The 25,780-nt window shown below is 33.4% G+C and carries 29 protein-coding genes and 1 other annotated feature; of the genes, 22 read left to right on the forward strand and 7 right to left on the reverse strand.

Going from position 1 to position 25,780, the window contains the following annotated elements; translation table 11 throughout:
• Nucleotides 1-481 precede the first annotated feature (481 nt).
• The 4 genes from BS101_RS02680 to BS101_RS02695 all read left to right on the forward strand — a co-directional run bounded on the left by BS101_RS02680 (nt 482) and on the right by BS101_RS02695 (nt 5,105).
• Nucleotides 482-1,033 carry a hypothetical protein gene (locus BS101_RS02680; RefSeq protein WP_156875991.1) on the forward strand — a complete coding sequence of 184 codons (552 nt, stop codon included), beginning with the start codon at nt 482-484 and terminating at the stop codon, nt 1,031-1,033.
• A 162-nt stretch (nt 1,034-1,195) separates the two neighbouring features.
• Nucleotides 1,196-1,855 carry a response regulator transcription factor gene (locus BS101_RS02685; protein WP_073537417.1) on the forward strand — a complete coding sequence of 220 codons (660 nt, stop codon included), beginning with the start codon at nt 1,196-1,198 and terminating at the stop codon, nt 1,853-1,855.
• A 100-nt stretch (nt 1,856-1,955) separates the two neighbouring features.
• A complete protein-coding gene (locus tag BS101_RS02690) occupies nt 1,956-3,209 on the forward strand; it encodes an IS110 family transposase (protein WP_073537418.1) in 1,254 nt (417 codons plus the stop codon).
• Nucleotides 3,210-3,611: 402 nt separating this feature from the next.
• A complete protein-coding gene (locus BS101_RS02695) occupies nt 3,612-5,105 on the forward strand; it encodes a sensor histidine kinase (protein WP_073537419.1) in 1,494 nt (497 codons plus the stop codon).
• 207 nt (nt 5,106-5,312) lie between these two features.
• Here the strand turns inward: BS101_RS02695 and BS101_RS24495 are convergent, their stop codons facing one another.
• Genes BS101_RS24495 through BS101_RS24500 form a run of 4 tightly spaced genes read right to left on the reverse strand, consistent with a single transcriptional unit; the run spans nt 5,313 to nt 6,083 of the window.
• Nucleotides 5,313-5,426, reverse strand: coding sequence for a hypothetical protein (locus tag BS101_RS24495; RefSeq protein ID WP_083585626.1), 114 nt, complete (start codon nt 5,424-5,426; stop codon nt 5,313-5,315).
• The gene (locus tag BS101_RS23195; RefSeq protein ID WP_198039555.1) at nt 5,413-5,583 is read right to left on the reverse strand and encodes a hypothetical protein; all 171 of its coding nucleotides are present in this window, start codon (nt 5,581-5,583) and stop codon (nt 5,413-5,415) included. The genes BS101_RS24495 and BS101_RS23195 overlap by 14 nt, the downstream gene beginning before the upstream one ends.
• A gap of 38 nt (nt 5,584-5,621) precedes the next feature.
• A complete protein-coding gene (locus BS101_RS22240; RefSeq protein ID WP_083585627.1) occupies nt 5,622-5,879 on the reverse strand; it encodes a transposase in 258 nt (85 codons plus the stop codon).
• A 24-nt stretch (nt 5,880-5,903) separates the two neighbouring features.
• Entirely contained in the window at nt 5,904-6,083 is a 180-nt protein-coding gene (locus BS101_RS24500) for a transposase (protein ID WP_073537420.1), read from the reverse strand.
• A 60-nt stretch (nt 6,084-6,143) separates the two neighbouring features.
• Between BS101_RS24500 and BS101_RS02710 the strand changes: the two genes are divergently transcribed.
• Both BS101_RS02710 and BS101_RS02715 read left to right on the forward strand, forming a co-directional pair.
• Complete coding sequence (locus BS101_RS02710; RefSeq protein WP_073537421.1) at nt 6,144-6,563, forward strand: sigma factor; 420 nt, start codon at nt 6,144-6,146, stop codon at nt 6,561-6,563.
• Between the two features lie 11 nt (nt 6,564-6,574).
• Complete coding sequence (locus BS101_RS02715) at nt 6,575-7,804, forward strand: DUF4179 domain-containing protein (RefSeq protein ID WP_278335280.1); 1,230 nt, start codon at nt 6,575-6,577, stop codon at nt 7,802-7,804.
• Between the two features lie 175 nt (nt 7,805-7,979).
• Here BS101_RS02715 and BS101_RS02720 read toward each other — a convergent pair whose 3' ends face one another.
• Nucleotides 7,980-8,990: an AI-2E family transporter gene (locus BS101_RS02720; protein WP_073541051.1), complete on the reverse strand. Its 1,011-nt coding sequence runs from the start codon at nt 8,988-8,990 to the stop codon at nt 7,980-7,982.
• A gap of 368 nt (nt 8,991-9,358) precedes the next feature.
• The gene (locus tag BS101_RS02725) at nt 9,359-9,550 is read right to left on the reverse strand and encodes a hypothetical protein (protein ID WP_073537423.1); all 192 of its coding nucleotides are present in this window, start codon (nt 9,548-9,550) and stop codon (nt 9,359-9,361) included.
• Between the two features lie 805 nt (nt 9,551-10,355).
• Between BS101_RS02725 and BS101_RS02730 the strand changes: the two genes are divergently transcribed.
• From BS101_RS02730 to BS101_RS02785, 10 genes are all read left to right on the forward strand, one after another.
• The gene (locus BS101_RS02730; RefSeq protein WP_198039556.1) at nt 10,356-11,645 is read left to right on the forward strand and encodes a Wadjet anti-phage system protein JetA family protein; all 1,290 of its coding nucleotides are present in this window, start codon (nt 10,356-10,358) and stop codon (nt 11,643-11,645) included.
• 36 nt (nt 11,646-11,681) lie between these two features.
• Nucleotides 11,682-12,296, forward strand: a complete 615-nt coding sequence (locus tag BS101_RS02735) for a DUF4194 domain-containing protein (protein WP_347472835.1) — start codon at nt 11,682-11,684, stop codon at nt 12,294-12,296.
• A complete protein-coding gene (locus BS101_RS02740) occupies nt 12,265-15,501 on the forward strand; it encodes an ATP-binding protein (protein ID WP_083585631.1) in 3,237 nt (1,078 codons plus the stop codon). Before BS101_RS02735 ends, BS101_RS02740 begins: the two co-directional genes overlap by 32 nt.
• The gene (locus BS101_RS02745) at nt 15,488-16,705 is read left to right on the forward strand and encodes a Wadjet anti-phage system protein JetD domain-containing protein (RefSeq protein WP_073537425.1); all 1,218 of its coding nucleotides are present in this window, start codon (nt 15,488-15,490) and stop codon (nt 16,703-16,705) included. Before BS101_RS02740 ends, BS101_RS02745 begins: the two co-directional genes overlap by 14 nt.
• A gap of 275 nt (nt 16,706-16,980) precedes the next feature.
• A complete protein-coding gene (tnpB, locus tag BS101_RS02750; RefSeq protein WP_083585632.1) occupies nt 16,981-17,181 on the forward strand; it encodes an IS66 family insertion sequence element accessory protein TnpB in 201 nt (66 codons plus the stop codon).
• Nucleotides 17,156-17,584, forward strand: a complete 429-nt coding sequence (locus tag BS101_RS02755) for a C-GCAxxG-C-C family protein (RefSeq protein ID WP_073537426.1) — start codon at nt 17,156-17,158, stop codon at nt 17,582-17,584. The genes tnpB and BS101_RS02755 overlap by 26 nt, the downstream gene beginning before the upstream one ends.
• Before the next feature lie 675 nt (nt 17,585-18,259).
• Nucleotides 18,260-18,484, forward strand: a complete 225-nt coding sequence (locus tag BS101_RS02765) for a hypothetical protein (RefSeq protein ID WP_073537427.1) — start codon at nt 18,260-18,262, stop codon at nt 18,482-18,484.
• The gene (locus tag BS101_RS02770; RefSeq protein ID WP_073537428.1) at nt 18,447-19,103 is read left to right on the forward strand and encodes an abortive infection system antitoxin AbiGi family protein; all 657 of its coding nucleotides are present in this window, start codon (nt 18,447-18,449) and stop codon (nt 19,101-19,103) included. Before BS101_RS02765 ends, BS101_RS02770 begins: the two co-directional genes overlap by 38 nt.
• Before the next feature lie 314 nt (nt 19,104-19,417).
• Nucleotides 19,418-19,681 carry a phage holin family protein gene (locus tag BS101_RS02780; protein ID WP_083585634.1) on the forward strand — a complete coding sequence of 88 codons (264 nt, stop codon included), beginning with the start codon at nt 19,418-19,420 and terminating at the stop codon, nt 19,679-19,681.
• A 334-nt stretch (nt 19,682-20,015) separates the two neighbouring features.
• Nucleotides 20,016-20,261, forward strand: coding sequence for a hypothetical protein (locus BS101_RS02785; RefSeq protein WP_073537430.1), 246 nt, complete (start codon nt 20,016-20,018; stop codon nt 20,259-20,261).
• Nucleotides 20,262-20,320: 59 nt separating this feature from the next.
• On the opposite strand, the gene BS101_RS24170 is transcribed toward BS101_RS02785, so the two are convergent.
• The gene (locus BS101_RS24170) at nt 20,321-20,443 is read right to left on the reverse strand and encodes a hypothetical protein (RefSeq protein ID WP_265874811.1); all 123 of its coding nucleotides are present in this window, start codon (nt 20,441-20,443) and stop codon (nt 20,321-20,323) included.
• A 179-nt stretch (nt 20,444-20,622) separates the two neighbouring features.
• On the opposite strand from BS101_RS24170, the gene BS101_RS22570 reads away from it, so the two are divergent.
• The 6 genes from BS101_RS22570 to ilvA all read left to right on the forward strand — a co-directional run bounded on the left by BS101_RS22570 (nt 20,623) and on the right by ilvA (nt 25,780).
• Nucleotides 20,623-20,760 (forward strand): hypothetical protein, encoded by a 138-nt coding sequence (locus BS101_RS22570; RefSeq protein WP_156875992.1) that lies wholly within the window; start codon nt 20,623-20,625, stop codon nt 20,758-20,760.
• Between the two features lie 377 nt (nt 20,761-21,137).
• Nucleotides 21,138-22,154 carry a 2-hydroxyacyl-CoA dehydratase family protein gene (locus tag BS101_RS02790; protein ID WP_073537431.1) on the forward strand — a complete coding sequence of 339 codons (1,017 nt, stop codon included), beginning with the start codon at nt 21,138-21,140 and terminating at the stop codon, nt 22,152-22,154.
• A gap of 5 nt (nt 22,155-22,159) precedes the next feature.
• Nucleotides 22,160-22,924: an acyl-CoA dehydratase activase gene (locus BS101_RS02795; protein ID WP_073537432.1), complete on the forward strand. Its 765-nt coding sequence runs from the start codon at nt 22,160-22,162 to the stop codon at nt 22,922-22,924.
• Nucleotides 22,921-23,601 (forward strand): 7-cyano-7-deazaguanine synthase QueC, encoded by a 681-nt coding sequence (gene queC / locus BS101_RS02800; protein WP_073537433.1) that lies wholly within the window; start codon nt 22,921-22,923, stop codon nt 23,599-23,601. The genes BS101_RS02795 and queC overlap by 4 nt, the downstream gene beginning before the upstream one ends.
• On the forward strand, nt 23,602-24,105 hold the full coding sequence (locus tag BS101_RS02805) for a QueT transporter family protein (protein ID WP_073537434.1): 504 nt from the start codon (nt 23,602-23,604) through the stop codon (nt 24,103-24,105).
• 62 nt (nt 24,106-24,167) lie between these two features.
• Nucleotides 24,168-24,448 (forward strand) — a binding site (T-box leader).
• A gap of 93 nt (nt 24,449-24,541) precedes the next feature.
• Nucleotides 24,542-25,780 carry a threonine ammonia-lyase gene (ilvA, locus tag BS101_RS02810; protein ID WP_073537435.1) on the forward strand — a complete coding sequence of 413 codons (1,239 nt, stop codon included), beginning with the start codon at nt 24,542-24,544 and terminating at the stop codon, nt 25,778-25,780.

A 25,780-nucleotide genomic window follows, 5' to 3' on the forward strand; every position in this document is an offset into this window, starting at 1 on the left:
AAATTATATTTTGAAAGCTTTCTTCTAAAGCTTCTAAATCCCATTTAGCAAGAGTTTCACCTATGGTATCTATACTAGGTAATTTTGTTTTTCCAGGGAATACTGGGTTAAAACAGCCATTCCTTTTTTATTGTGAACAAACTATATTATAAAGGGATGTTATTTTTTTGTCCAGTTTTCATAAAAGATGTTCAACTAATTTCCAATTACAAAGAGAATTTACTTTAAAACATTAAAACATTAAAACTACTTAAAGCACTGATTCACAAAACTTTCAGTGGCTTTTTATTTGTATCTGCGGAATTCATGGGAAAAGGCCCTGCTTGCCGGTTAGCGGAAGGCCGACAGTATGGTTCGTGGAAGTAACCGCCTTAATATGGATTAAATGCAAATTCCACAAGGATTCCTAAAACATTCCATACTGCTTCCAAAACCGTCCATTATACTAAAGCCATCCCAAATAAAGAAAGGAACGATGATAATGAAACTCAGAACAAACGGAAAATTCCTTACGGCAAGTTCAGTTTTGGCAGTTGCCTTGATGGTGGGCGGCGGCTCTCTCACAGCATTTGCCGCTTCCGCGCCAGCAACAGACGGTAGCGCCACAGTCTCCTACAGCTACCTTACCGGACAGCAGGAAAACAGCGACAGGTATACGCAATATGCCGCAGTATCCAGCTTTACGACAGACGAGGAGCGGGAAGCGTATTTTGAGGCGCAGGGTATCGGCGGCGATGGCTCGTACAGCGCAGCGCAGCATCTTGATGCAGAAGCACTTATGGAGGCTGGCGTGATTGATCAGTCAACTGCTGACCAAATCGTGGCATACGCTTCCCAAAAGCATGATGATATTCATGCCCTGTATGCCAACAAATCCAGTATGACGGCAGATGAGCGCCAGGCAATGTATGAGAGCATGAAGAAAGACGGTTTTGATGGCGACTCTGTCAGCGAACTTATAAACGCGGGAATTATCACACAGGAGCAAGCCGACAGCATCAATACCTATATTGCAGGCACCAGCGCGCAATAGCATAACCATGCGCCGGGCAATCCGAAAGCAAAACCGGCGCAGTATAAGGCTGCGTCGGTTTTGCTTTTTAACAATGACAAAATAAAACATAGACATCTTTGAAAGCAACGCCGAAACTGGTGTATAATGTAATAGAAAATTCTTAACAAGGAGGTGTTGCTGATGGCAAAGCTACTAATTGTGGACGATGAACAAGACATCCACCAGATGATACGCAGATATGCCGAGCGCGAAGGGCATGAAACAATAGAAGCCTCTGATGGCTTGGAGGCTGTGGCGTTATGCCGGGAAAACGACTTCGATATTGTGATTATGGATATTATGATGCCGGAAATGGATGGGTTTACCGCCTGCAAGGAAATCCGCAAGACAAAGGATATTCCGATGCTGATGCTATCCGCCAGAGGTGCGGAATATGACAAGCTGTTCGGCTTTGAGGTTGGGGTGGACGACTATGTGGTTAAGCCCTTTTCACCCAAAGAACTGATGGCGCGTGTGAATGTGATTATCAATCGGCACAAAGCACAGTCCGGCAAGACAGCTAAGGAGCAAATCGAATTGGGCGGTCTGCGAATTGACAAGCCGGGACGAAATGTATTTGTGGATGGAGCGAAAACGGAACTGACAACCAAGGAATACGAACTGCTGGTTTACCTTGCCGAAAACAATGGCATTGTAGTGACAAGAGATCAAATTCTCACCGCGGTGTGGGGTTACGATTACTATGGCGATGACCGGACGGTAGATTGGCAAATCAAACTGCTGCGGAGCAAGCTGGGTGATTATCGCAACTGCATTGTGACCATACGAGTATTCCTGTAATAAAGAGTTTTAGACTTTGAATGAAATAAAAAAACCTGATATAAATATATTGTGTCACTTGCAAGAAGACAACAACAATCTATATCAGGAGGAAAACAATATGAATAATCGAATTATAGTTCCTAACACATTAATATTAGGGATAGACATAGCAAAGGAAAATCACTATGGTCAATTTGTAGTAAATGGTGAATATATAAAAAAGCCGTTCCTTATAAAGAATACCAGAGAATCTTTCGAATGTCTATTAGATTCAATCAGACAATTAAAGGCGAAATATAACTTAGATTATGTATTAGTAGGAATGGAGCCAACAGGTCACTATTGGAAGAATCTTGCTTACTACTTAAAAAGTCAAGGGATAGAGCTATGCTTGGTCAATCCATATCATGTTAATAAAATTAAGGAGCTTGAAGATAATAGTCCAACTAAGAATGACAAAAAAGATGCCAAGATTATTTCTAAACTTATATATCAAGGTCAATACCTAAACTGCATGTTTGAGGAAGAACTCTACGTAAATCTTCGATTATGCAGCAACAATAGGCAAGAGCTAAAAAAACAGTTTATCTCAGAAAAAGTAAGACTAATAGCGCTATTAGATGAATACTTTCCAGAATTTAAAAAGATGTTTTCAGATATCTTAGGAAAGTCCGCTTTATGTATACTGAAAACATGTCCTTTCCCACAAGATATAGTGAATATAGGAGTTTCTGAGCTTACTCAAAAGCTTCTAGATGCTACACATAATCGTGTTGGATTTAAGAAAGCAGAGCTGGTTTTTAATGCAGCTAAAACTTCAATAGGAGTGCCTGTAGGGCTTGAAGGGGCCAGATATAGATTAAGGCTTATTTTAAGGCAATTAGAAGCTTTACAAAAGGAACTAGATGATGTGGAAAAGCTCATGGAAGAATATCTTTTGCAGACAGGTTATTCAGAATATTTACTTAGCATAAAAGGTGTAGGCATAGTAACAGCTGCGGGTTTTCTAGCTGAAATTGGAGACATATCAAAATATGACAGCTATAAGCAAATACAGAAAGTGGCAGGACTTAACTTGAAAGAAACCAGCTCTGGCATGAAAAAAGGTAAAACTAAAATTAGTAAAAGAGGTCGTTCAAATTTAAGAAATATTCTATATCAGGCAGCAACTGTTATGGTAGCTAAGAATGCTGCATTTAAAGAAATATATACCCATTTAACGAAAAGACAGGAAAATCAATTAACCGGAAAACAAGCAATAGTTGCACTAAGTGTAAGACTTATAAAAGTTATGTACACTTTATGCAAGAAAAAAACAACATATACACATGACAAAGTTCATGGGTTGACAAGTTATCAACAAGCAGCTTAATTTAATATATGCATAGGTATATTGAAATTTATAGTTCTTTGAAAAGAGTAAGGCAAAGCACGTTCAAACCCCCATAAGGGCTTAATTGACCCAGTATACGAGGATTAATGCTAGCACCTGCTCTAAAATGCAGAACGAAGGAATGTAGAGACATAGATATGTACTCCGTGAGACATGGTAGGGTAAGCATTAGAGCTATATAGGTGTGTTTCCTTCAAAATATTGGAATATCACTTACACTCTTATGCACACGTTCAACCTTCTCCATCCAGTATTACCTATATATTCAATATACTCACATATTTAAATTTAACCACTTGTTTATAAATAATGAAATTCTATGAAAATAGAAGTAAATAAAAGATAAATTAAAATTTATTGAGGTAGGGGTGGGATATAAATTTGAAATGGAATCGTAAATCCTTCGGGGTGAAATTGTGGTTATATTTTGCGGTATTTACTGCAATCATTTTCGGTGCGCTTTGGTTGCTCCAGACTGTTTTTCTGCAAAATTTCTATAATGGTATGGTCATGCAAAATGTTCAAAAAGTGGCCGAACAGGTGGATCAACAGCGTGATAGTGCCGATTTGGAAAATACCATTGATAGTTTAACCTACGATAATTCCCTGCTGATTTTTTTGACAGATGAACAAGGAAATGTCTTTTACAGTTCCGATGAACACAGCTATTCCTATCAGGAAAATAAAACCTATTACACCGCCGATAGTGAAGATGATGGAAACCCCTATCGCAGCACAGACGAACTGCTAAATTGGCAAATTGGAGCGTTTCGCAACTTGCCGCAAGGATATGATTTCTTTTTACAGAGCTTATCGGGCAGCGATGACGGAACTGTCGGTTATCCGCTTGAGAGTGGTGACACATATATTTATGGAATGGTTCTTCCGGCATCCGGGGCGGATTCCAACCTGCTGGGCGGCAAAGAGGCCGTCCTCTATATCAGTACACCGTTGAATACAGTCAATGCTACGGTGGGTATCCTGCGTATACTGCTTATCTGGGTAACGCTTGCGTCACTTGTCGTCGGCTTGGTAATCGCTTTCTTTATTGCACGTAGATTTGGGCGGCCAGTATCCGTAATTTCTATACAGGCGAAGCATATGGCAGGTGGCAACTTCGAGGGAACGTTTGAAAAGGGATTTTGCTCGGAGCTTGACGAACTTTCGGATACGCTCGGCCAGACAGCGGCAGAGCTTGCGCGGGCGGAAAATTTTCGCCGGGAACTTCTTGCCAACGTGTCACATGATCTGCGGACACCGCTCACCATGATAAGAGGCTATGCGGAAATGGTGAGGGATGTTTCTTGGGACGACGCAGAAAAACGTGATACGGATTTGGCTATCATCATCAGGGAAGCGGATAGGTTGACCGGCCTTGTAAATGAAATTTTAACATATTCTGAATTGCAGTCGGAGCATCAACCTCCCGAATTTGAAGATGTCGATATTGCCTCAACGGTGCAATACATTATCGGTCAATTTGACCCTCTGTGCAAACAGGACGGCTATCACATTGAGGTTTTGCATGCTCCCTGCCCAAAGGTCAAGGGTGACAGGAAACAACTTGAGCGGGTATTATACAACTTGATTGATAACGCAATCCATCACACAGGGAATAATGGAAAAATACAAGTTATCCTAAAAGACTTGGACGTAGCCGTTCGGATTGAAGTGCGCGATTATGGCAACGGCATTCCGAAAGACGAATTTCCATATATCTGGGAACGGTACTTTACATCTAAAAAGCGCAATGGAAAAGGAACAGGGCTTGGACTTGCTATTGTTAAAGAAATTCTGGTGACGCATAAGGCTGTATTTGGCGTGGAAAGCGATCCCGATGAAGGCAGCATGTTTTGGTTTGAATTAAGGAAATAGAAGATATTGCAGTATAACGTAACCGTAAAAAAATTAACGCCTATATTTAAAAAGTTTATCTTGGTAATATTACAGATATAAAAAAATGGTTTTAAACTCTTTACCAGGAGAAGAGGCCCAGGTGGACTTTGGATATATCGGTACCTTAAGTGTTGGAACCATACGAAAAAAGGCATGGGTATTTGTTATGACACTTAGAGCTTATCCCTAAATAATTTGTATTTTTCTAAAAGCAATAAAAGCACACGCAAGATTAATAAGACCCAAATAAGAACTCCCTGTTTTCTCAAATCGGACGAGCAATTTTCTAAAGCGATTCATCCATGAATGGGTTGCTTCTACTACCCATGGACGGGCTTTGTAATTTGGATTTTTTTTCTATATTCTTTTTTTCTTGTCCACGGGAAACTACATGGGGAATATACCCCCTAAGAACTATAATTTCAAGGGCAGATTCTCCAGTATACTTTATCCGCACAAAGGTTTTGTGGGTTTTTAACTGTAGGCTCTGGACGGCTATGTAACTATAGAGTTCAGCACTTCTTTTAATTGAGATACATCATGACGATTTGCCCCTGTTACCACTACTGATAATGGTACTCCTCTGCCGTCTACAAGGATGTGCTTTTTGCTCCCATTTTTTCCTCGATCTGTTGGATTTGAGCCAACAGATTCTTTTGCAAGGGGGGCCTTATTCATACTCCCATCTATACTAAGCCACTCCCAATCAATTCCTCGGATTTCATTATATCTCTCAAGTCCTAATTTCCACATGTTTTCAAATACTCCAGCTTCACACTATGCCATAAAATATCTGTGAATTGAACTAGATGCCCCAAACTTTTCTTTTGGTAGTGCTTTCCACTGTACGCCCGTTCGAAGTACATAAAGAATTGCTTCTAAGTTGAATTTTGCGGTGTTTTTATGCTTTTTAAATAAAATAAAAGATGTGAAAAATATGAGAATATTTCCATCCATATAACGTTATATAAGGTGTAGGAGCTTTTACAAAATACCTGTTTTATAGGGAGAATTAATATGAGATCAAATGAGGAAAACTATATTGAAAGACTTAAAAGAGGAAATGAGGATGCCTTGGATTATGTTGTTGACCAATATCTTTCATTAGTTAAGGGGACCATATGCAAGGTTTTGGGTCAATTTAGCGATACAGGGCTTATAGAAGAATGTATTAATGATGTTTTTCTTTCAGTGTGGAACAATGCATGTAAGTTTAAAGGGGAAGCAGAAGATTTTAAAAAATGGATTTTTGCTATATCAAAGTATAAAGCTATTGACTGCTATAGGACAAAGCTTAAGAAAGCAGAAGTTGTTTTAGAGACCATTGATAGTTTAGATGGGGCTTCTGTTGAAGATGAGTTAATGATCTCGATCAGAAAGAATTTGAAGAGGCTTATACAAGTGAAGAAGATAAAGCTAGAATTAAACTTAATTTAAGAAAGTCTATAATTAAAAAGAAACTAAGTGTTAAAAAGAAAGCAGCAGTTGCAGCTAGCATAATTTTTCTTATTAGTTCTTCTATAATAGCAGTTAAGCCAGCCCTAGCAAATGGCATACCAATAATCGGAAATATTTTGAATAAGGACTTAGTTAGTGTAAATAAACAGTATAAAAACTACATTGATAGTATCGGCAAGACAAAATCTGATAAAGGTATAGATATAACATTCGAAAGTGCAATAGCAGATGATAATGAGCTTTTCCTAAATTTTATTGTGAGGAATAACAATAAAGAAATCAAAAATGAATATATGGAAGCTCTTGGTATACCTACGTCATTGAAGGTAAACGGAGAAAGATTAAATACAGGGGCTGGAGCTTCATGGGAGTTTATTGACAATAACACTATTAGAGTACTTAAAAAGATTGATTGGTCTCAATATAAGAAAAAGGATAAGATGAATATAGATATAGATATAGATGAGCTTTATGGCAAGAAAGGAAACTGGGGAGTTAGGTTCTTCGTTGATAAAAGCAATCTAGTACAAAAGACAGTTCAATATAAGGTTAATAAAAAGATTGAGATTAATGGCAGAGAAGGTAAAATAGATACTGTTACAGTTTCACCTCTGACAGTGTCAATAAAAGGTACAGAAAATTTTAGTAAACATAGTGGAGGACAGTTTCTGAATTTTATAGCTTTAGACGACAAAGGGTATGGCTTGCTGTGGGATGGAAGTTCTTGCTCAGATTCAGGAAATACAAATCCAAGCGATTGGACAACAAACTTTATTAATACAGAAAACTCAAAAAGCGTAACAATCATACCAGTGTATACAACTAAACAAGAATCAAAGAAACTTCCTGATGTAAAGCTGGATGTTAATGCAGCTGCTAGACCATTAGTATTAACTATAGATACTGATAGAAGTATAAAGATAAAAGATTACTTTATTGAAGGTGATTACCTAGTTGTAAAGTATGCTCAGCAATACAATGGCAAGGAAGGTCTAAATAATTATATTGATATGCCAATATATTTGATTGCTGATGGTACTGAAATAAAAGAATATACTGTAGGTGACAAAGCTATTGAGCTCTGGCGTAAATATGACAATGATAATCAGCCAATACATGTATATAAAATTGGAAAAGCAAGAGATATTAGGATAGGAACATATGATGGTTCAGATTTAATGATTATGAAGGATAAGAGTATTACAGTTAAAACAAAATAACATTATTAAAAATAAGCGGGGATGTATCTAGATTCCATTTACACAAATCTAGATACATTATAAGCTTAAAATCATAAAAGATACTAAGAAATATTTTTAGTACTTATTTTCTCGGAAATTTAACTTATGGAATATTGTGGATAAACTATAGATAACTTGATCTTTTTTCTGTCTGCTAACTTTCCGATACTTGTAGAATATCTAGTAAGAATACAAACAAAGGTATACCTATAATTAAACCCCATATTCCCATATAGTGTTCTGAAAAAATTAAAATTAAGAAAACAAAGAATATAGGCAAATGTACTGATATAGACATCAATTTTGGTTTTATTATATAGTTTTCCAATAGGTGTAAAACCCCCAGAAGTATTAACACATCAACGACTTTGGGTATTCCCCCCAGAATAAAAGCTATTATTATAAGAGGGATAAGAGCTATAATAAGTCCTGCTACAGGTATAAGACCTAAAATAAATAACATGGCACCTAAGCCTAAAACATTATCAAAACCTAAAAAGAAAAGACCTATGGATGCCAGGACTGAATTTATTATGGAGAGAATAGCTTGAATCTCCATTATTTTTCCAAAAGAACTTAAAAATTTTTTTCCTAGATACTTATAATAATTATAAAAATAACCTATTTTGCTTTTTTCGATTTTTCTTCCGAAAGTTAATATTTGATCTTGTTCTAGAATAAGTAATAGGCTTAATACAAGGGAAAGTAAAATATCCACACTTAAATGTTCAATTTTAAGTGCTAACCTTAAAATTGAACCTCCACTTTTATTGAGGTAACTGCTTATATTTGTCTCCTTTATAAATAATATAATTTTATTGTCTAGTATGTCATGGTAGTTATTAACATTAAATTCCATAAGCTGTCTTTTTATAAAAAATAACTGTTTAATAACTATAGGAATATAATCGTAAAATAAAAAGCATATTCCTAAAAACATTAATATGTAAATCAATATTGTTATAACTTTCTTTTTAATTGGAAATATCTTACGTGTAAACCTATGAATGAAATTAGTTATTTTGTAGAATAAAAAAGAAAAAATAAAGGTTAAGAGAACTAATGTAACCATGTCCTTTATAGAATAAAATAAAATTGTTAATAAAAATATCGCAAAAAGCTTTTTTATAAGATTTTCAGTAAAAATCCTTTTAAATAAATCCATTGAAATAGATATCCTTTTGTTAAAATTTAATAATTTGTAAGTATATTTATTATTATAAGGTTTTTTGTATTGATTGCACAAGATGAAATCACCAATTAATTTTTGAGCCAAGTTTTAAAATTAGCCTTAAAAAGGAGTTTATCCGAACGCTGGGATCAGCTAATACTTCCAGCTTCTTAAAAGTGGGAGATAAGCAGGTCTACGCGGCTTTATAAGTTCTTCCCCTAAAGGATAAACGTATTCTAAGTGCTAAAGACACTAAGAATACTGTTAATAAGGTTCAGATGGAGAAAATATTACTAATGAGCAGACTCCACCTGAACCTCTGAATCATTTGATATATTAGTATCTTGATGCCTTATATCTGATTAATGCCTATGTCTATGTCTGTGATGATGATCTGATTCTGATGATTTTCGAGTAAGGTCCCTATCTGTTGGAGAGTCATTAAATATTTTTGAGAGAATTTCAGCAAATTGTTCTTTAGTTAAGTCGGATACTCTTTCAAAATCATAAGAGTTGAGTACGGAATTTATGATTTTATCATTCCTGGAAGACATAATATAACCACCTTTCATAAATAATATCAGCTATATAAAAATATGCTATTAATTCTAGGATATACAAGTAGGTGGTACAAAGTGATTGAAATATTATGGACTAAAAAAGAGTGATTTAATGTTTTCTCAATATGTCAACTAAAGATTCTGGTATATCATTAAAGAGTTTCAACAGAAAAAGGAGGGGTATGAATTTGCACTAAGAGGTACAGGCTATCAAATATTGACTGAACTACTGCGCAATTATACGAAAACAGTACCTGATCAATCCGAACTGGATATGCAGGAGTAATTGGAAATATGATTGAATTCTTAAATATAAGTATCAATGTCGGTTATTTTACTTTAGTAGAATTTCATGTAAATTTACTGGATGCCCTAAGGACACAATAAATGAAATCATAAAACTTATTGAGATAAAAGGGAACATTGATTATTGAGGTGGGATAAAGATATAATATTGTATCTTTGAAAAAATATAGACATAGATAATAGAACTGTCTGCAGATTTGAGCAGATAGTTTTTTTATTGTCATTTGGAGATATGAAGCCTTGCAGAAGGATTTCTCGCTATAATGCTCTGTAACATATAATCTTAGCTATATAAATCCTTGTAAATTAAAACTCAAAAATTGTATAATTATAGATAAAGATTTAAGGTTTCAACCTTAATAAATAAAAAATGAAACATCTAGATAGGGAGAAAAAGATGTTATTTAAAAATTTACCGGAAAATTTTTTTACGCCGTTATCTTGTAAAAATAAAAATATATATTGGGATTGTATTTATATACTGTATTCTATCATGAATAGCCGTTTGTCTTTCGGTATAGAGAGAGAACTAGTGATAGATGAACTTCAGGACTATTTTGATAGCTATGTCTCTGATATTGTGGAGGACGACATAACTGTGGCGGGTAGCAGAGACAAGGCTAATCTGTTTATAAGGAAGCTTATTGATTATGGATGGCTCACCAATGAGACTACCTACAGCCATGTGCAGCTTATTCATTTTAATGATTATGCTGTAGAGATTGTAAAGACATTGGATAGGATAGTGAACAATACTAAGTTAGAGTATCAAGGGTATATTTACACAATTTATACTCTTATACATTCCACCAGTGAAAGTAAGGGTATTTTATTGAACCAGATATTTGAGAATACTGATAAGCTAATAACAGGACTTAAGACTTTGAACTCCAATATTAAAAAATATATTGATGAGCTTACTAAATATTCTACGGTGGCAGAAATTATGGATATTCTCTTCAATGATTACCGGGCAAATATTATCGATAAAGCTTATCACCGACTGAAAACTTCTGATAATGTTTCTAAGTTCAGGCCGGAGATAGTGGAAGCTTTGGAGGATTATATGAAGGATGAGGAATTTATAAAAATTGCTGCAAAGGAAATCAGCGAAATAAAGGAGTTATCAAGTGAAGAGAGTATGGAAAGAGTGAGGGATATTCTTAGAGAATTGGTGGATGCCTTTCATAATATAGATTTTATTATAGAAGAAATCGATAGCAAGAATTCCCAGTACCAGAGATCATCTATAAACAGAGCTAAGTTTTTGCTTTCAAACAGTGAGGATTTATCTGGTCAAATAAAAGATATACTTATTTATATGTCTGAAGAGATAGCTGGTTGTGATATAAGTCTTAACAGCATTTATTCCTTAGACTATGTAGAAAATTTGTTTAAAATCTACAGTCAGGGCTTCGTAGATGAAGCTTCCTTTTATGCACCTGTTGAAGGAAAGAAGTATTTCAAGCCTGAGGCGCTTGTTGATATCACTGTTGACTCCAGAAGGCGAAAGCAGAAGCTACACAGCATGAAGAACAAATTGGAGAACTCCATGAACACTAGGAATATTGAAAAATATGTGGCAAAAATCCTTGGTATCAAAGAAGTAATGCTAGCTTCAGCTATGCCTCTTAACAATATTGAAGATTTCATAAAGATTATATACGTAAGGCTTTATGGACAGAGGAAACGGGTGTCTTACAGGATTGTTAACAAGGATGAGGTTAACATAAAGGGATATAAATTCAGAGATTTTGAAATTTGGAGGCTAAAGGATTATTAATCCTTTGGTACACATAAGGAATATGGAGGGGTGACTTTGGAGTTTTTAAATAAATTAACTGCAAGAGAAATGGAAGAATTTAAAAAGATAAGCAATAAGCTACTCAGCATATGTTTTATTTGCAAGAAGAATGAAGCAAGTAAAAATGATTACTATTTCATTCTTAGGAATAAGGAGGAGTTTAACAGCTACTTTAAAATTTTAGGTTTTCAGGTGGAAATCAATGAGGAATATGGTGTTGCTCAGCTGGTGAATACCTTGAATTTTAACAGAATTCAACTAAAACTTTTTGATTCCATAATACTTTTGATTTTAAGAGTACTTTTTGATGAAAAAATCAGAGAATTATCCTTGGTTAATGATGTAGTAGTGACAGTCGGTGAGATACAGGAGAAGTTTATGGCGTTAAAAATAAGAGATAAGCTTATTGATAAAACTACCTTAAACAACTCGCTTAAGTTGTTTAAAAGGTTTAATATAATAAACAATTTAGATAGGGATCTTACAAATGAAGATTCTAGAATTATAATATATTATTCCATTTTAATGGCTTTGAGAGTGGATGATATTAAGGCGGTTTATGACAAGATAAGTATCTATAAGAAAGGCGGTGAAGTCGTTGAAGAAATTGAAGAGGATGAGATTGATTAATTGGCATCGTTTTTTGAATGAAACTATTGAAATAAACAATTCTGTGTTGCTGTCAGGGGAAAATGGGGCTGGTAAATCAACTATTCTTGATGCTATTCAACTTGTGCTTACTTGCTCCAAGAATAATTTTAACAAGGCTGCCAACGAGAACGGCAAAAGAACCTTAGCAGGCTATGTAAGGTGTAAAACTGGTAAGGAGAGGAAACCTTATGAAAGAGAAGGCCAAATTACAGCTCATATTGCCTTGGAGTTTTATGAGGAAGAAAAGAATAAAACCTTTCTTGTAGGTGCAGTAATAGACTCTGCATCAGAAACCAAGGAGAAGACGGTATGGTATAGAATAGAAAATCAAGGTATAGAGGACGATTTGTTTTTACAGGGCAATAAGCCTAAGAATATCGATATATTCAGAAATACAAACAAGAAGGCACAGATTTTCAATCAAACAGATGCAAAGAAGGATTTTAAAAACCGCTTAGGACGTCTTGAAGATAAGTTTTTTGAACTTGTACCTAAGGCACTGGCTTTTAAACCTATTGATGATATTAAGGATTTTGTTTATTCCTATGTTTTGGATAAGAAGGAAGTTAATATTGAAGTCTTAAAGGAAAATGTTAGAAGTTATCAAGAACTGGAAAAGATGTTGAGTATTATAAAAGTTAAGATACAAAAGCTGGAGGCTATTAGTGAAAGTTATGACAAGATAGTGAACTTTAAAGAAAGAGAAAAAGTTTATGACTACATTATTAAAAGAGCTGACGCTGAAATTTCAAAAGAGAATATTTCAAGATTTGAATTTAATATCAAGAAGCTCAGCGACGAAATAGATGCATTGGAAACAAAGAGAAATCACATACAGAACGAAATCTATGATAAAAATGACACAAGGGATAAACTTGAATATGAATTGCTGCATAATGAGGAATATTTAGCCATAAAGGATTTGAACAGTAAAATCAATGCTCTTGAGCCTCAGATTAAGGAACTTGAATGGAAGAAAAATAGCCTTCTTCTAGCAGTAAAGGAATCCATTAAAAATACAGAAGCTTTAATGGCAAAGGAAGAAGAGTTTCCATCTGCCACCAGCTATCTTCAAGTGGCAAGACAACTTGTTCAAAATTTTGAGATTTCCTCTCTCAGCGGCATAATTGATAAATTTGTAAAAGATAAGAGGGAAAGGGCGGAGGAAGTTTCAAAGAAGATTTATAAGTTGGAAGCTGAGAAGGATAACTTTGAAACAAGGCTTTCACAGGTGAATAAAAAAATGGCTGAACTGAAGAAGAAGAAGCTTCAGTATAAATCAGAAATCACAATGCTTTTGGAGGAAATAAAGAAAGTCTTTAAAAAAGCAGGAAAAGGCAGCGAACCAAGGATTTTATGCGAGCTTTTGAGGATAACGGATGAACGATGGAAGAATGCTATAGAAGGTTATTTAAATACTCAGAGGTTTTATATTATAGTGGAGCCAGAGGATTTTGATCTGGCGTTAAATGTATATGAGAATCTCAGAAAAAATAGAGGATTACATTCTGTTGGGTTGATAAACACATCTAAGCTAGATGGATACAACAACTGCGGTAATAATACCTTGGCGGCGGTTGTGACCTCTCAGAGTATGTGGGCAAAGCGGTTTGCTAATATGATACTTGGAAAGGTTATTCTCTGCGAAAAAGTTGAAAAGTTAAAATTTTATCAATGCTCTATTACTCCAGGTTGTATGCTTTATCAAAATCATGTCGCTAGAGCAATAGACCCAAAGGTATATAACACTCCTTACATTGGAGAAGATGCTTATAAAATTCAGCTGGAGCAGGCCCTGGAGGAAAAAAGTGTTTTGGAGAAGCAGAGAAGAACTATAATAGATAGCTTGAAAGAGATTAATAAATATAAGGAACTCTTGGGAAGAGACAAAGAAACAGGTATAAAATATAATATAGAAGTTTTGGCAAGACTTAATGCTAACAAGGAACAGCTGGAAAGCTTGAGAGGAAAAAAATCTGAGCTTGAAAAAAACAATAAATTTTTTCAAAAGCATATAGTTATTGAGGATTTAAAAAGAGAAATAGAAAAGCTTGAAAAGAAAAAAGAAGATATAATAAGTAAAAAAGGATCCAATAATAATCAAATAAAAAATGAAATTAAGGCAAAGGAGCAGGAAGAGGAAAGGCTGGGAAAGCAAGCAGAAGAACTTAACAATTCGAAAAAGGCTCTTGGGGAAAAACTTGAAAAAGCACAAAAGGACTATGAGAAGATTCTGGCTTCGAAAAAACCTGTGAGAAAGATGAAAGAGGATTATGAAGGAACGAAGAAGAGAACAGAAACTTTGCGTGATGCTCAGAAAGATTTCTTAAGAGAAATGCAGTATAAATATAAATCTGAGCATGACTTTGGTGCAGAGCCCACCTATGAAGGTACAAAACTATTTATTGAGGAGTTAAATAAGCTGAAGGGTTCGGAACTTTTGACCTATGAAGAAAAGGTATTTGAGGCTAAAAAAGGGGCTGAACTTGAATTCAAGGAGCAATTTTTATCAAAGCTTCAGGAGAATATAAAAAAGGCTCAAGGAGAATTTAAGCAGCTAAACAAGGCACTTAAGGATATCAAATTCGGAAGCGAGTCTTACGAGTTTAAATATTCGGAAAGCAAGCATTTCAGTAAATATTACAAAATGATTATGGATGATTTTAACATTGTAGAGGGCTACTCTCTTTTGAGCGGACAGTTCAATAACAGGCATAAGGAAGTAATAGAGGAGCTTTTTGAAAAACTTACTCTGGACGAGGAGAACAGTTCAAAAACCTTGGAGGAATTTACAGATTACAGAACCTATATGGATTATGATATACATATAAGTCATGGTGACGGCACAGAATCCTTTTACTCAAAGGTTGCCAGAGAGAAAAGCGGTGGGGAGACTCAGACCCCTTTCTATGTAACTATAGCTGCTTCTTTTGTCCAGCTTTACAGTCAAGGCATTGGAACTGAAAGCATAGGGCTGATTCTCTTTGATGAAGCCTTTGACAAGATGGATGACGAGAGAACTACTGGTGTGCTGGAATTTTTGAATAACCTACCGCTGCAGATGATAATAGCTGCACCGCCGGAAAAGATTCAATATATAGGTCCTCAGGTTGACAGTACTCTCCTTGCTCTGAAAGAAGATAATATAAGTTATGTAGAGGTATATTCTTATGAAAAGATATGATGAGCTTTTAGTTAACAGGCTCTTGGACTCCTATGAAGGCAGCGCATTATATACTGAAAGCAATAAAAATAATCAAAGGATTTTCTTTGCTTTTAACAAGAAGAACATTCCAGATTATTTTGATGAAGAATCCACTATTTATGAGGATATAAATCAGATGGCAATGGATCTGCAGTACAAAGAATTGATAGAGATTCTCTGGAAAAATCGACGGGAAGGTCACATTATTGAAAAAGTTGTTCTAAATACCAATAAGCTTGATGAAGTATATAAATATGTTAAAAGAAAGCAAAAGAAATCTTTGGAGAACAAGATACTTGATCTGCTTGGTAATTTCCCTTGCCAAGATGCGACTGTGGCTGAATTTATACTATCAGTGACAGAAAGAATACTGGAGAACAAATCTGTGAAAAAGTATTTTGATCTAAATAATTTAAAGTATGTAGAGGAGCTTCTTCTTGCTGTTCAAGCTGTCACCTGCAATAAGGAAGAAATATATTTAAGAGAACTATCGATGAAAGTTTTTAAGAATTCCAAAACATTGGAGGTCATGGAAGGCAAAATAAAAAATATAATCTTAGAGTTTCATCCTAATAATGAATGTCTATTAGAAGTTGAAGATTTGCTTGGCGAATTCAATATACTCAAAAATCCATCATATGTAATGTTCAAGGGAAGCGGAAAAATCAAATTTAAAAGCAGTACTATTGATTTAAGTGATTTTGAAAACGGGATGGGTATAAGCAGTAAGGATTTGGATACTTTACAATTTGAAAGCTGCCATAAGGTTAAAAGGCTTATAACTATCGAAAATTTAACAACTTTTAATAGGTTTAAGGATGGGGAAGCCATAATTATATATCTTGGTGGTTATCACAATGAGAGTAGAAGAAGACTGCTTACGAAGCTTTATGATATATACCATAATATTGAGTATTATCATTGGGGTGATATTGACTGTGGAGGTTTTAGGATTTATAGGCATCTTAAGGAAAGGACTGGAGTGCCATTTAAACCTATGAATATGGGAGCGGATGTACTGAAAAAATACAAAAGTTATACAAAACCACTTACTGAATCAGATAGAAAAACTTTGGTAAATATGGCAGGAGATATCAATTTTGATGTGTTTAGTGACTCAATAGAAATGATGCTGGAAGATGGAAGAAAGCTAGAGCAGGAAATTGTAGGGTATGATTTGTAAAAAGTAGTAAGCATCTACTACTCCTATAACTGTGTTCCCAATTAAACAATATTGTAATTACATATTGTGCTAGGTTCTATATTTCAAAATAATCAAGTGGTTTTCCAGTGTCAAATAGAAACCGTGCGATTCTTTGTTCCTCTGTAACCGTAAAAGAATTGACGCCTTTTTCTAAAAAATTTATTTTGTTAAGATTACAGATATAAAGAATAGGGGAGGAAATCTGTAATGGAAATGAACTCTAATGAAGAGACTTGGAAGGAACTTTTAAAATCATGTTAAATATTGATAAGGTTGATACTGTATACTTAGCTTGTGGAAGCACAGATTTAAGAAAAAGTATAGATGGACTAACTCTTATTGTTCAAATGGAGCTCAATCTGAATCCTTTTGATAAAGCTTTGTTTGTATTTTGCAATAAGCAGATATTGATAAGTAGGAGGGGAATCAATGAAAAGTTATCAGAATATAATTAATGAGAGAGTACATAATTATTATTGGGAAGATGATATAAATTGTGCAACTACGGTTTTAAAAACTTTAGCAGAAATATGTGAAGTAGACTTAAATCCTCAAGTTATAGATTCTGCAATTGGAATGCATGGTGCAGGAAAGTTTGGTGCACAATGTGGACTAGTAGAGGGTTCTCTCATGTTTATAGGTATCTTTGGAAGAAAACTTGAATACAAAAATGAAGATATCGCAAATTATTGTTATAACTTTGCAAACGGATTTCAAGATAGTTTTGGAAGTATAGTTTGCAAGGATTTGCGTTCTCAAGGTTTTAATTCAGATGATCCACCTCATATTTGTGAAGAAATTACTAAAAAAGCAATTGAATTTACATATAATTATGTTAATAGAATGAAAGAAAATTAATTTATAATTATAATGTTGCGAGAATTTTTTGCATGGATTTTATGTCTATAAAGTGATTTTTAGTGTCATAAATATAACATATTATAAAAATTATAATCTTATGTTAAGCCCCGATATCATAAAGATTAGTGGCGCAGGATACTACAACAGTACAATAAAACACGAGGCAAAATAGGGGCTAGAGATAGCTTTTTTCTTTTAACTGGAAATACTTATAACGAAAACTTTCATGACAAATACTATAAAGCATAAAGAATTATTGCAGACTTATGTAAAAATACTTACTACAGTAGAAGAGGTGAATTCAGTAACATGGGATATAGTTATTCCAACAACTATTACTTAAAAAATAAAATAATCCATTTTCTAGTCTTTGAAAGTCTTTATTTGAACGTAGAGATATTCTCAAGAGAAATATAATTTTATGGGGCAGATATGTTTGAAGAACTTTATCTACTGGTATTTGTTGACTGTGGTAATTATATGGTTTGATGATGTTTTATCCTGCTATTTTTATGAGGATGAAAGGCCATCAAGTTTATGAAGTTATTTTGTAAGGTTAGTTAAGTTACAATAGAAACTTAATATATGCTAATATGTATTAGTATATATTAAGTATATTTGTATTTCAAAATGTAAAATAAGGTATATAATCGTTCTTAAGGGGTGGTTATATTGTCAGAAGTAAAAAGGCAAAACATAACTATAGATCCTGAAGCTTTTGAGGATTTTTGTAAATATGCAGGTAGAAAAGGAATTAAGATATCAACATGGGGAACTATGAAAATGCGTGAGTTCGTGGAAGAAGAGAAAGCCCTTGAAGAACTGAAGAAAAGTAATCTTGAAAGAAGGCGATTTATATTTGAATACCGAAAAGGATTTTCTGTATCATTTTACTGAAAATTATGATACAATATTAAAAATTTTAAAAGATGGTTTTAGATTAAGTGGGTGCCTAGAACAAAGAAAAGGGTTACCAGGTGAATTATCATTACTAAAAACCAAAGTATCGGTTTTGTGCTTAACTGATATTAGGTTACATGAAATCAAATATCATTCAGAAAAATACGGTAGTTTTGGCATAGGTGTGACAAAGAAATGGGCTCAATCCTATCATGCTCAGCCTGTTATTTACATTGATAAAAACTCAGGTTTATGTAAAGCTATAGAAGAATACTTTCCAAGCATTAAGAACAAATTTTTAAATACAAATAAGGAATCAAGGGATGAGGAAGAAATGTTCTTATTAAATTTAGAACTTTTTTGTAAAGACATAGAATATTTTACTGAAAGAGAATGGAGAATATTGCCTCAATTTATTGATGATAAATTATTAAAAACTATCAAAGGTGAATATTATATAGATATTTCTAATCAAGATGATATAGTATGCATTATAGCTCCAAGAAAACATATTCCCCAATTAAACAAAGATATTAGGCTCATTTTTAATAAAAAATATAAGAATGAAAATATACCATTCCCAATAATACCATATGAATATTTAGAAATGATATAAGTTGACTATAGAGCTCAGAATAAGGGCTCTTTTTTTTCATACTCATGGTTATTATCACATTATTAACTATAATGTAAATATAGATGTATTAATGGTTACAAGTAGATATATAAGAGGAGAGAATGAAATGAACTATCGTATTGAAGGAAAAGAAGAATTTCACATACTTTTAAAAGTGAAATATGGATACTGGTTATAAAAAGGAATAATAATTAAGACACATTAATCGTATTATACATCACAGCATATTAAGAGTTTTGGAGAAATCCAGAGTTCTTTTTTAGTGTTCAAAAATAACTATAAAGAGGCTACAGATGAACAAACATATATTTAACAGTATAGTGGCAAGGGTAGGGGGTGTATGTACTTATGTATTTGGTGGGTGGGATACTCCTATAATAGTTTTGTTTTGGTCTATGGGTGTCGACTATGCCACAGGACTTTTGAGTGCAGCAGTACAAAACAAATTGAATTCCAAAGTAGGGTATAAAGGTATCGCAAAGAAAGCATCTATATTAGTAGTGCTTATAGTAGCAGTGCTTTTAGACAGACTTTTAAATAGTGGAATATATTTTTAAATAATTAGGAAGAAAGTTTGAAACAGCTTTCTTTTTTAAATAATTTTTATATTTTATTGCCTATAAATAAAAATCTGCATATCTATTATGTAAGAAAACAATGGCTAAGTATAGAAAGAAACCTGTAACAATAGAAGCAATACAGAATATTTCTATTGCTCAAACCGAGTATCGATAGTTTAAGAAATATTCAATATCTCTTAATATTTCACACAGAAAAACATTAATATACCACTGGAATAACATGGATGATGCATCAAATCGTCATAAAGGATAACTAGAATATTAAGTATAGCAGCTGCAATAAATATTTTAAATTCAGGAGGTAATGAAAATGTTAAAAATGAAGTATAAAATAATTTCAGCTGTAATGCTTGCAGCACCATTGTTACTTAATACAGGAATTGGTACGACAGTTAGCGCATGTTCTGCCAACAACAAACCAGGTGTAGCTTATAAATCCAAATATAAAGCACCTGCTAAACCAGTAAAAGAGGTAGTAAACAAGCATAAAGTTAAGGCACCACATGCTAAACCAGCACCAAGAGTAGTTCATTCAGCACCAAATGCTTGTAGATAGTAGCATTATATGAATAAGCCTATTGGGATTTTCTCGGTAGGCTTTTTTATATATTTACTTTATCCCCAGAAGTTAAAGTTTCCTACAGATAATGTAGCTGTCCATGATGAACTTCCTCGTTTGACAGTACTTGTTACAATCATTCCAAGTCCATATGCTACATCAATATCCACATAATTCATACCTAATAAGAATCATTAATACTATTCTTTGCCCTATAAAATAGAGTATTTAAGTCTTGTATCTCACTTTTTTCATACACAGTGACTAGTTTAGCATCTTCTTTTAAAGATCTACTTTGCGCTTGTACACGTGTTGTTGAAAATGTTATGCCTAAAACTACAGATAAGGTGGACTATTTATGACTATTGCCGCAATTGGAGGAATGATATGTGTGTCATATTTTTATATTCTTTCAGGTATACTTCTAATAATACTAGGTATAATGGGATTGGTTAAAAAAGATCAAAGTAAAGCAAAAGTTAGTGTACAATTCTAAACACTATTTTAAGAAAAACAAAACTCCAGATTTGTTTTAGCTGGAGCTTTTGAATTTTATATTTTCCATTTCTGCATATCATTTCAAAATTTATTGATTGTAAAATTCATATTTGCAAACGTAAAATATGAATTTTAATAGAATTTGTTAGCATTTAATAAGAAATAGAAAATATATATTCACCACAAAACCCTTGATTTTAAGTATATTATAGCATATAATAATGTAGAAAATTATATACAAGACAGTTCGTGACCATCCTGTCTATAAACAAAACTAGGGGAAGCTGTACAATTTGTATAGTTTATTTTGTGATTAAAAGGTAGGGGTGTCTCTACCTTTTTTATGTTATTAAAATTAAAGACAAGGTGAGATAAATGAAAAATAAAACTATAGGAATAACTACTACTGTTCCTTATGAAGTTTTGATGGCTGCAGGATATAAAGTAATTGACTTAAATAATATTTTTATTACTTCAAAGGATTATAAAAAATTTATTGACATGGCGGAAAGAGAAGGGTTTCCCAAGAGCTGCTGTGCATGGCAAAAAGGAATTTTTGGAGTGTGTATGGATAAGAAAGTCAGTGAAATTGTAGGTGTTACTGAAGGGGATTGTTCTAATACAAAAGCTTTAGAAGCCATATTGGATATGAAAGGTATAAAGATACATTCATTTGCATTTCCACAAAGTCATGATATTTGTGATATTAAAATATCTATTGATAAATTTATGAATATTTTTAATGTTTCTTATAATGAAGTTGAAAAGGTTAGAGAGAAAGTGAATAAAATAAGATACCTTGTTAAGTGTTTGGATGAATTGACTTATACAGAAAATAGGGTTTCAGGTTTTGAAAATCATCTTTATCAGGTAAGTGCCAGTGATTTTAACAGTGATATTTATAAATTTGAAATGGATATAGAAAACAAATTGAAAGAGATAAAAAAAAGAAAGCCCTTTACCCAGAAATTGAGACTTGGTTTTATAGGGGTACCCCCTATGCCCTGTGATATATATGATTATGTTGAAAAATTTAATGCTCGTTTTGTTTATAATGAGGTTCAGAGAGAATTTGCATTTTCAAGAGCTATGGAAGCTAAGAATATTTATGAACAATACTATGACTACACTTATCCCTATGATATAAAATTTAGACTCAGTGAAATAAAAAAGCAAATTGAAGAGAGAAAAATAGATGCTTTGATCCATTATACCCAGGCATTTTGTCATAGACAAATTGAGGATATAGTTATAAAAAATGAAATTAATATACCTATATTAACTATAGAAGGGGATAAACTTAATTCTTTAGATGCCAGAACCAAAATAAGATTAGAGGCATTTTTGGATATGCTTCAGGATTTAATTATTATGAATGGAAAAGAGGAATAAAAACCTTGAGAAGATTAGGTATGGATTTAGGCAGCAGAGAAGTAAAAATAGTTATAATGGAAAATAGGCATATTGTATTTAAAAATAAAATAAGTACTATGATTTTTTATAGGGATTTTTGCAGTTATGATGGTAAGATGATAGTCAATCTTGAAAAGTTAAATATTAAACATATTGATTCTGCAGTTTCAACAGGTTACGGGAGGAATAACACAGATTTAAAATTATTTAAATCAATAAATGAGATAAAAGCCCATGTTTACGGAGCAATTTTTCAAACGAAATTAAAGGAATTTATACTTCTAGATATAGGAGGACAGGATGTTAAGGTGGTAAAAGTGGAAAAGGGATTGATAACAGATCTTGAACTTAATGAAAAATGTGCAGCATCAAGCGGGAGATATCTTGAAAATATGGCCAATATGCTGGAAATCTCTTTAGAGAATTTATGTGAATTTTATAAAGATCCTGTAGAATTAAATTCTACCTGTGCAGTTTTTTCTGAATCAGAATTAATTGGAAAAGTAGCAGAGGGAATTCCAATTGAAAGACTTTGTGCAGGGGTTAACTATTCACTTTATAAAAGAATTAAGCCTTTTTTAAATAGATTCCAGGGGCAAAGGCTTGTATTGGCCGGTGGAGTAGCTAAAAATCAAGCTATATACAACTATCTGAAAAATGATTATGAAAAAATAATAGTTTTAAAAGAATCTCAATTTAATGGAGCCATAGGTTGTTGCTATTATGCTGAAAGGATGGATTTGAAATGAAGAAAGCAGTGGTTTTACTGTCTGGCGGACTTGACTCTACTACAGTTTTATATTTAGCTAAAAGTCAGGGGTACGAAGTTTATGCCATGAGTTTTGATTATGGCCAGAGGCATAAGAAAGAAATTCAATGTGCAAAGGATATTGCCAGTGGCGCAGGTGCAGCAGAGTTTGTCTTGGTTACTACAAATATGAATGTTTGGGGCGGATCTGCACTTACAGATGATTCTATAAAGGTACCTGAATTTAATGAAGAAAGTGAGAAAATACCTGTTACCTATGTACCTGCAAGAAATATGATATTTTTATCTTATGCGGCTTCCTATGCAGAGGCAATAGGAGCCTATGATATTTTTATAGGAGTAAGTGAGGTGGATTATTCAGGATATGTAGATTGCAGACATGAATTTATTGATTCCATGGAAAAAACAATAAATTTAGGAACTGTGTGTGCTGTAGAGCATAAAAAATATATAAAAATACATGCTCCATTTCTGCATAAAACAAAATCAGAGGAGATTAAAATAGGTATGAATTTAGGCGTAAAATATGAAAAAACATGGACATGCTACAATGGAGAGAAATTTGCCTGTGGTATTTGTGATAGTTGTAGATTAAGATTAAAAGCTTTTAAAGAGGCCGGCTATAAAGACCCAATAAAATATAAAGGAGAGAAGTAAATGCAATATGAAAAGAAAGATATTTTCAGAAATAAAAAATCTCTGTCGAAAATAAATAAAATTGCTATCTCTGGCATTGTTATAGCAATATATGTAGTGGTTATGTATTTTACCCAAAGCTTTGCTTTTATGCAATTTCAGATAAGGATAGCTACATCTTTATATGGTTTGTCTGCCATTTTTCCATTTCTTATTTTGCCTATGGGATTGAGTAATCTTATCAGTAATACTTTAATGGGAGGCCTTGGACTTCCTGATATGCTGGGAGGGGCAATTGTGGGCATAATAACTTCACTTTTAGTGTATTTAATAAGCAAGTATAAATTTAATGATTGGCTTATTGCCTTACCTATTATTCTTATACCAGGGTTTGGGGTACCTATATGGCTATCATATCTTCTTCATATAAAATATATGGTGTTAGTGTGTAGTCTTTTGGTAGGTCAGATAATTCCTGCTATTTTAGCTGTATTTTTAGTTAAACAATTGAGAAAATTTTATTGATTTTATATTGACATTTTTTAATAAAAAGAATATACTTTTTTACAAGATTAAATTATTAATAAAATAAAACTAAGATGGAGAGAAAAATATTTAACCTATTAACTTCAGAGAGCCAGCAGAGGGTGAAAGTTGGTGTTAATATAAATATATAATAATCACTCCGGAGTTTCCAAGTAGAAAGACTTTTGTCTAGTAAACGAGGACGTCTACCAGCGGTATTTGGTTAGGGTTATAGTGGATATTGTATCTAGTTGTTTGAAGCTGACCTGAAAAATGAGTGGCAGTTAGGATATCTAATTGCAAATAAGGTGGTATCACGGAATGTTAATCTTTCGTCCTTATAAGCATATGTAAAGTGTTTATGAGTATGAAAGATTTTTTTATTTATAGAAATATAATCTTTTAATATGAATAATTAGAGAGGAGATTTAAAATTATGAAAGAAATGTTAACTTTAGAAACAGAAGAAGCACGTTTAACTTTAGAAGATGTATTGGAAGCCAGAAAAAGAATAAAGGACATATGTATAGATACGGAATTAATATATAGTTCGGAATATAGTTTGGAAAGTGGAAATCAGGTATATATAAAACCAGAAAATTTGCAGATAACCGGGGCATTTAAATTAAGGGGTGCTCTAAATAAAATTTCTAAATTAAGTGAAGATAATAAAAAGAAGGGACTGATTGCTTCTTCAGCAGGAAATCATGCCCAGGGAGTTGCCTATGCTGCAAACAAACTTGGAATTAAAGCTACAATTGTCATGCCAGAGACTACACCGCTTATTAAAGTGCAGGCCACAAAAAATTATGGAGCGGAAGTAGTACTTAAAGGAAAAGTTTATGATGAGGCTTATGAAGAAGCTAAGAGACTTGAAAAAGAAAAAGGATATACTTTTATACATCCTTTTGATGATTTGGATGTAATGGCGGGGCAGGGAACAATAGCTCTTGAGATTATAGAAAAATTAAAGGATGTGGATGCTATAGTAGCACCAATAGGCGGCGGAGGGCTTATAAGTGGTATATCAGTGGCCGCGAAGTCCATTAATCCCAATATAAAAATAATAGGAGTTCAGGCCGATGGGGCTAATCCTATGAAATGCTCTTTTGATACGGGAAATCTGGTCAGTGCAGAGGATATTGATACTATTGCAGATGGAGCTGCAGTGAAAAATCCAGGTAAATTAACTTTTCAGGTAATAAAAAAATATGTAGATGAAATTGTCACGGTAAGTGATCAACAGCTTATGGAGGATGTATATATTCTTTTGGAAAAGCATAAACTTGTAGCAGAGGCCACAGGGGCTATGTCACTGGCGGCATTAAGTAAATTGAAATTTAAAAATAAGAAAGTGGTATGTTTAATAAGTGGTGGAAATATAGATGTGGTAACAATGTCTGCACTTTTAAACCATGGACTTGTTTCAAGAGGAAGAATATTCTGTTTTTCAGTTAAACTTAAGGATACCCCAGGGCAGCTTTTACAGATATCAAAAATTCTGGCGGAAAAATCTGCAAATATAATAAAATTAGATCATAATCAGTTTAAAGCTATTGACAGGTTAAAACATGTGGCTTTAGAAGTAACAGTTGAAACAAATGGTCATGACCATATAGAAGAGATAATTAAATCCTTAAATGAGCATGGATATAACATTGATAAGGTATATTAG

It is taken from the genome of Clostridium kluyveri, assembly GCF_001902295.1.
Classification (GTDB): Bacteria; Bacillota; Clostridia; order Clostridiales; family Clostridiaceae; genus Clostridium_B; species Clostridium_B kluyveri_B.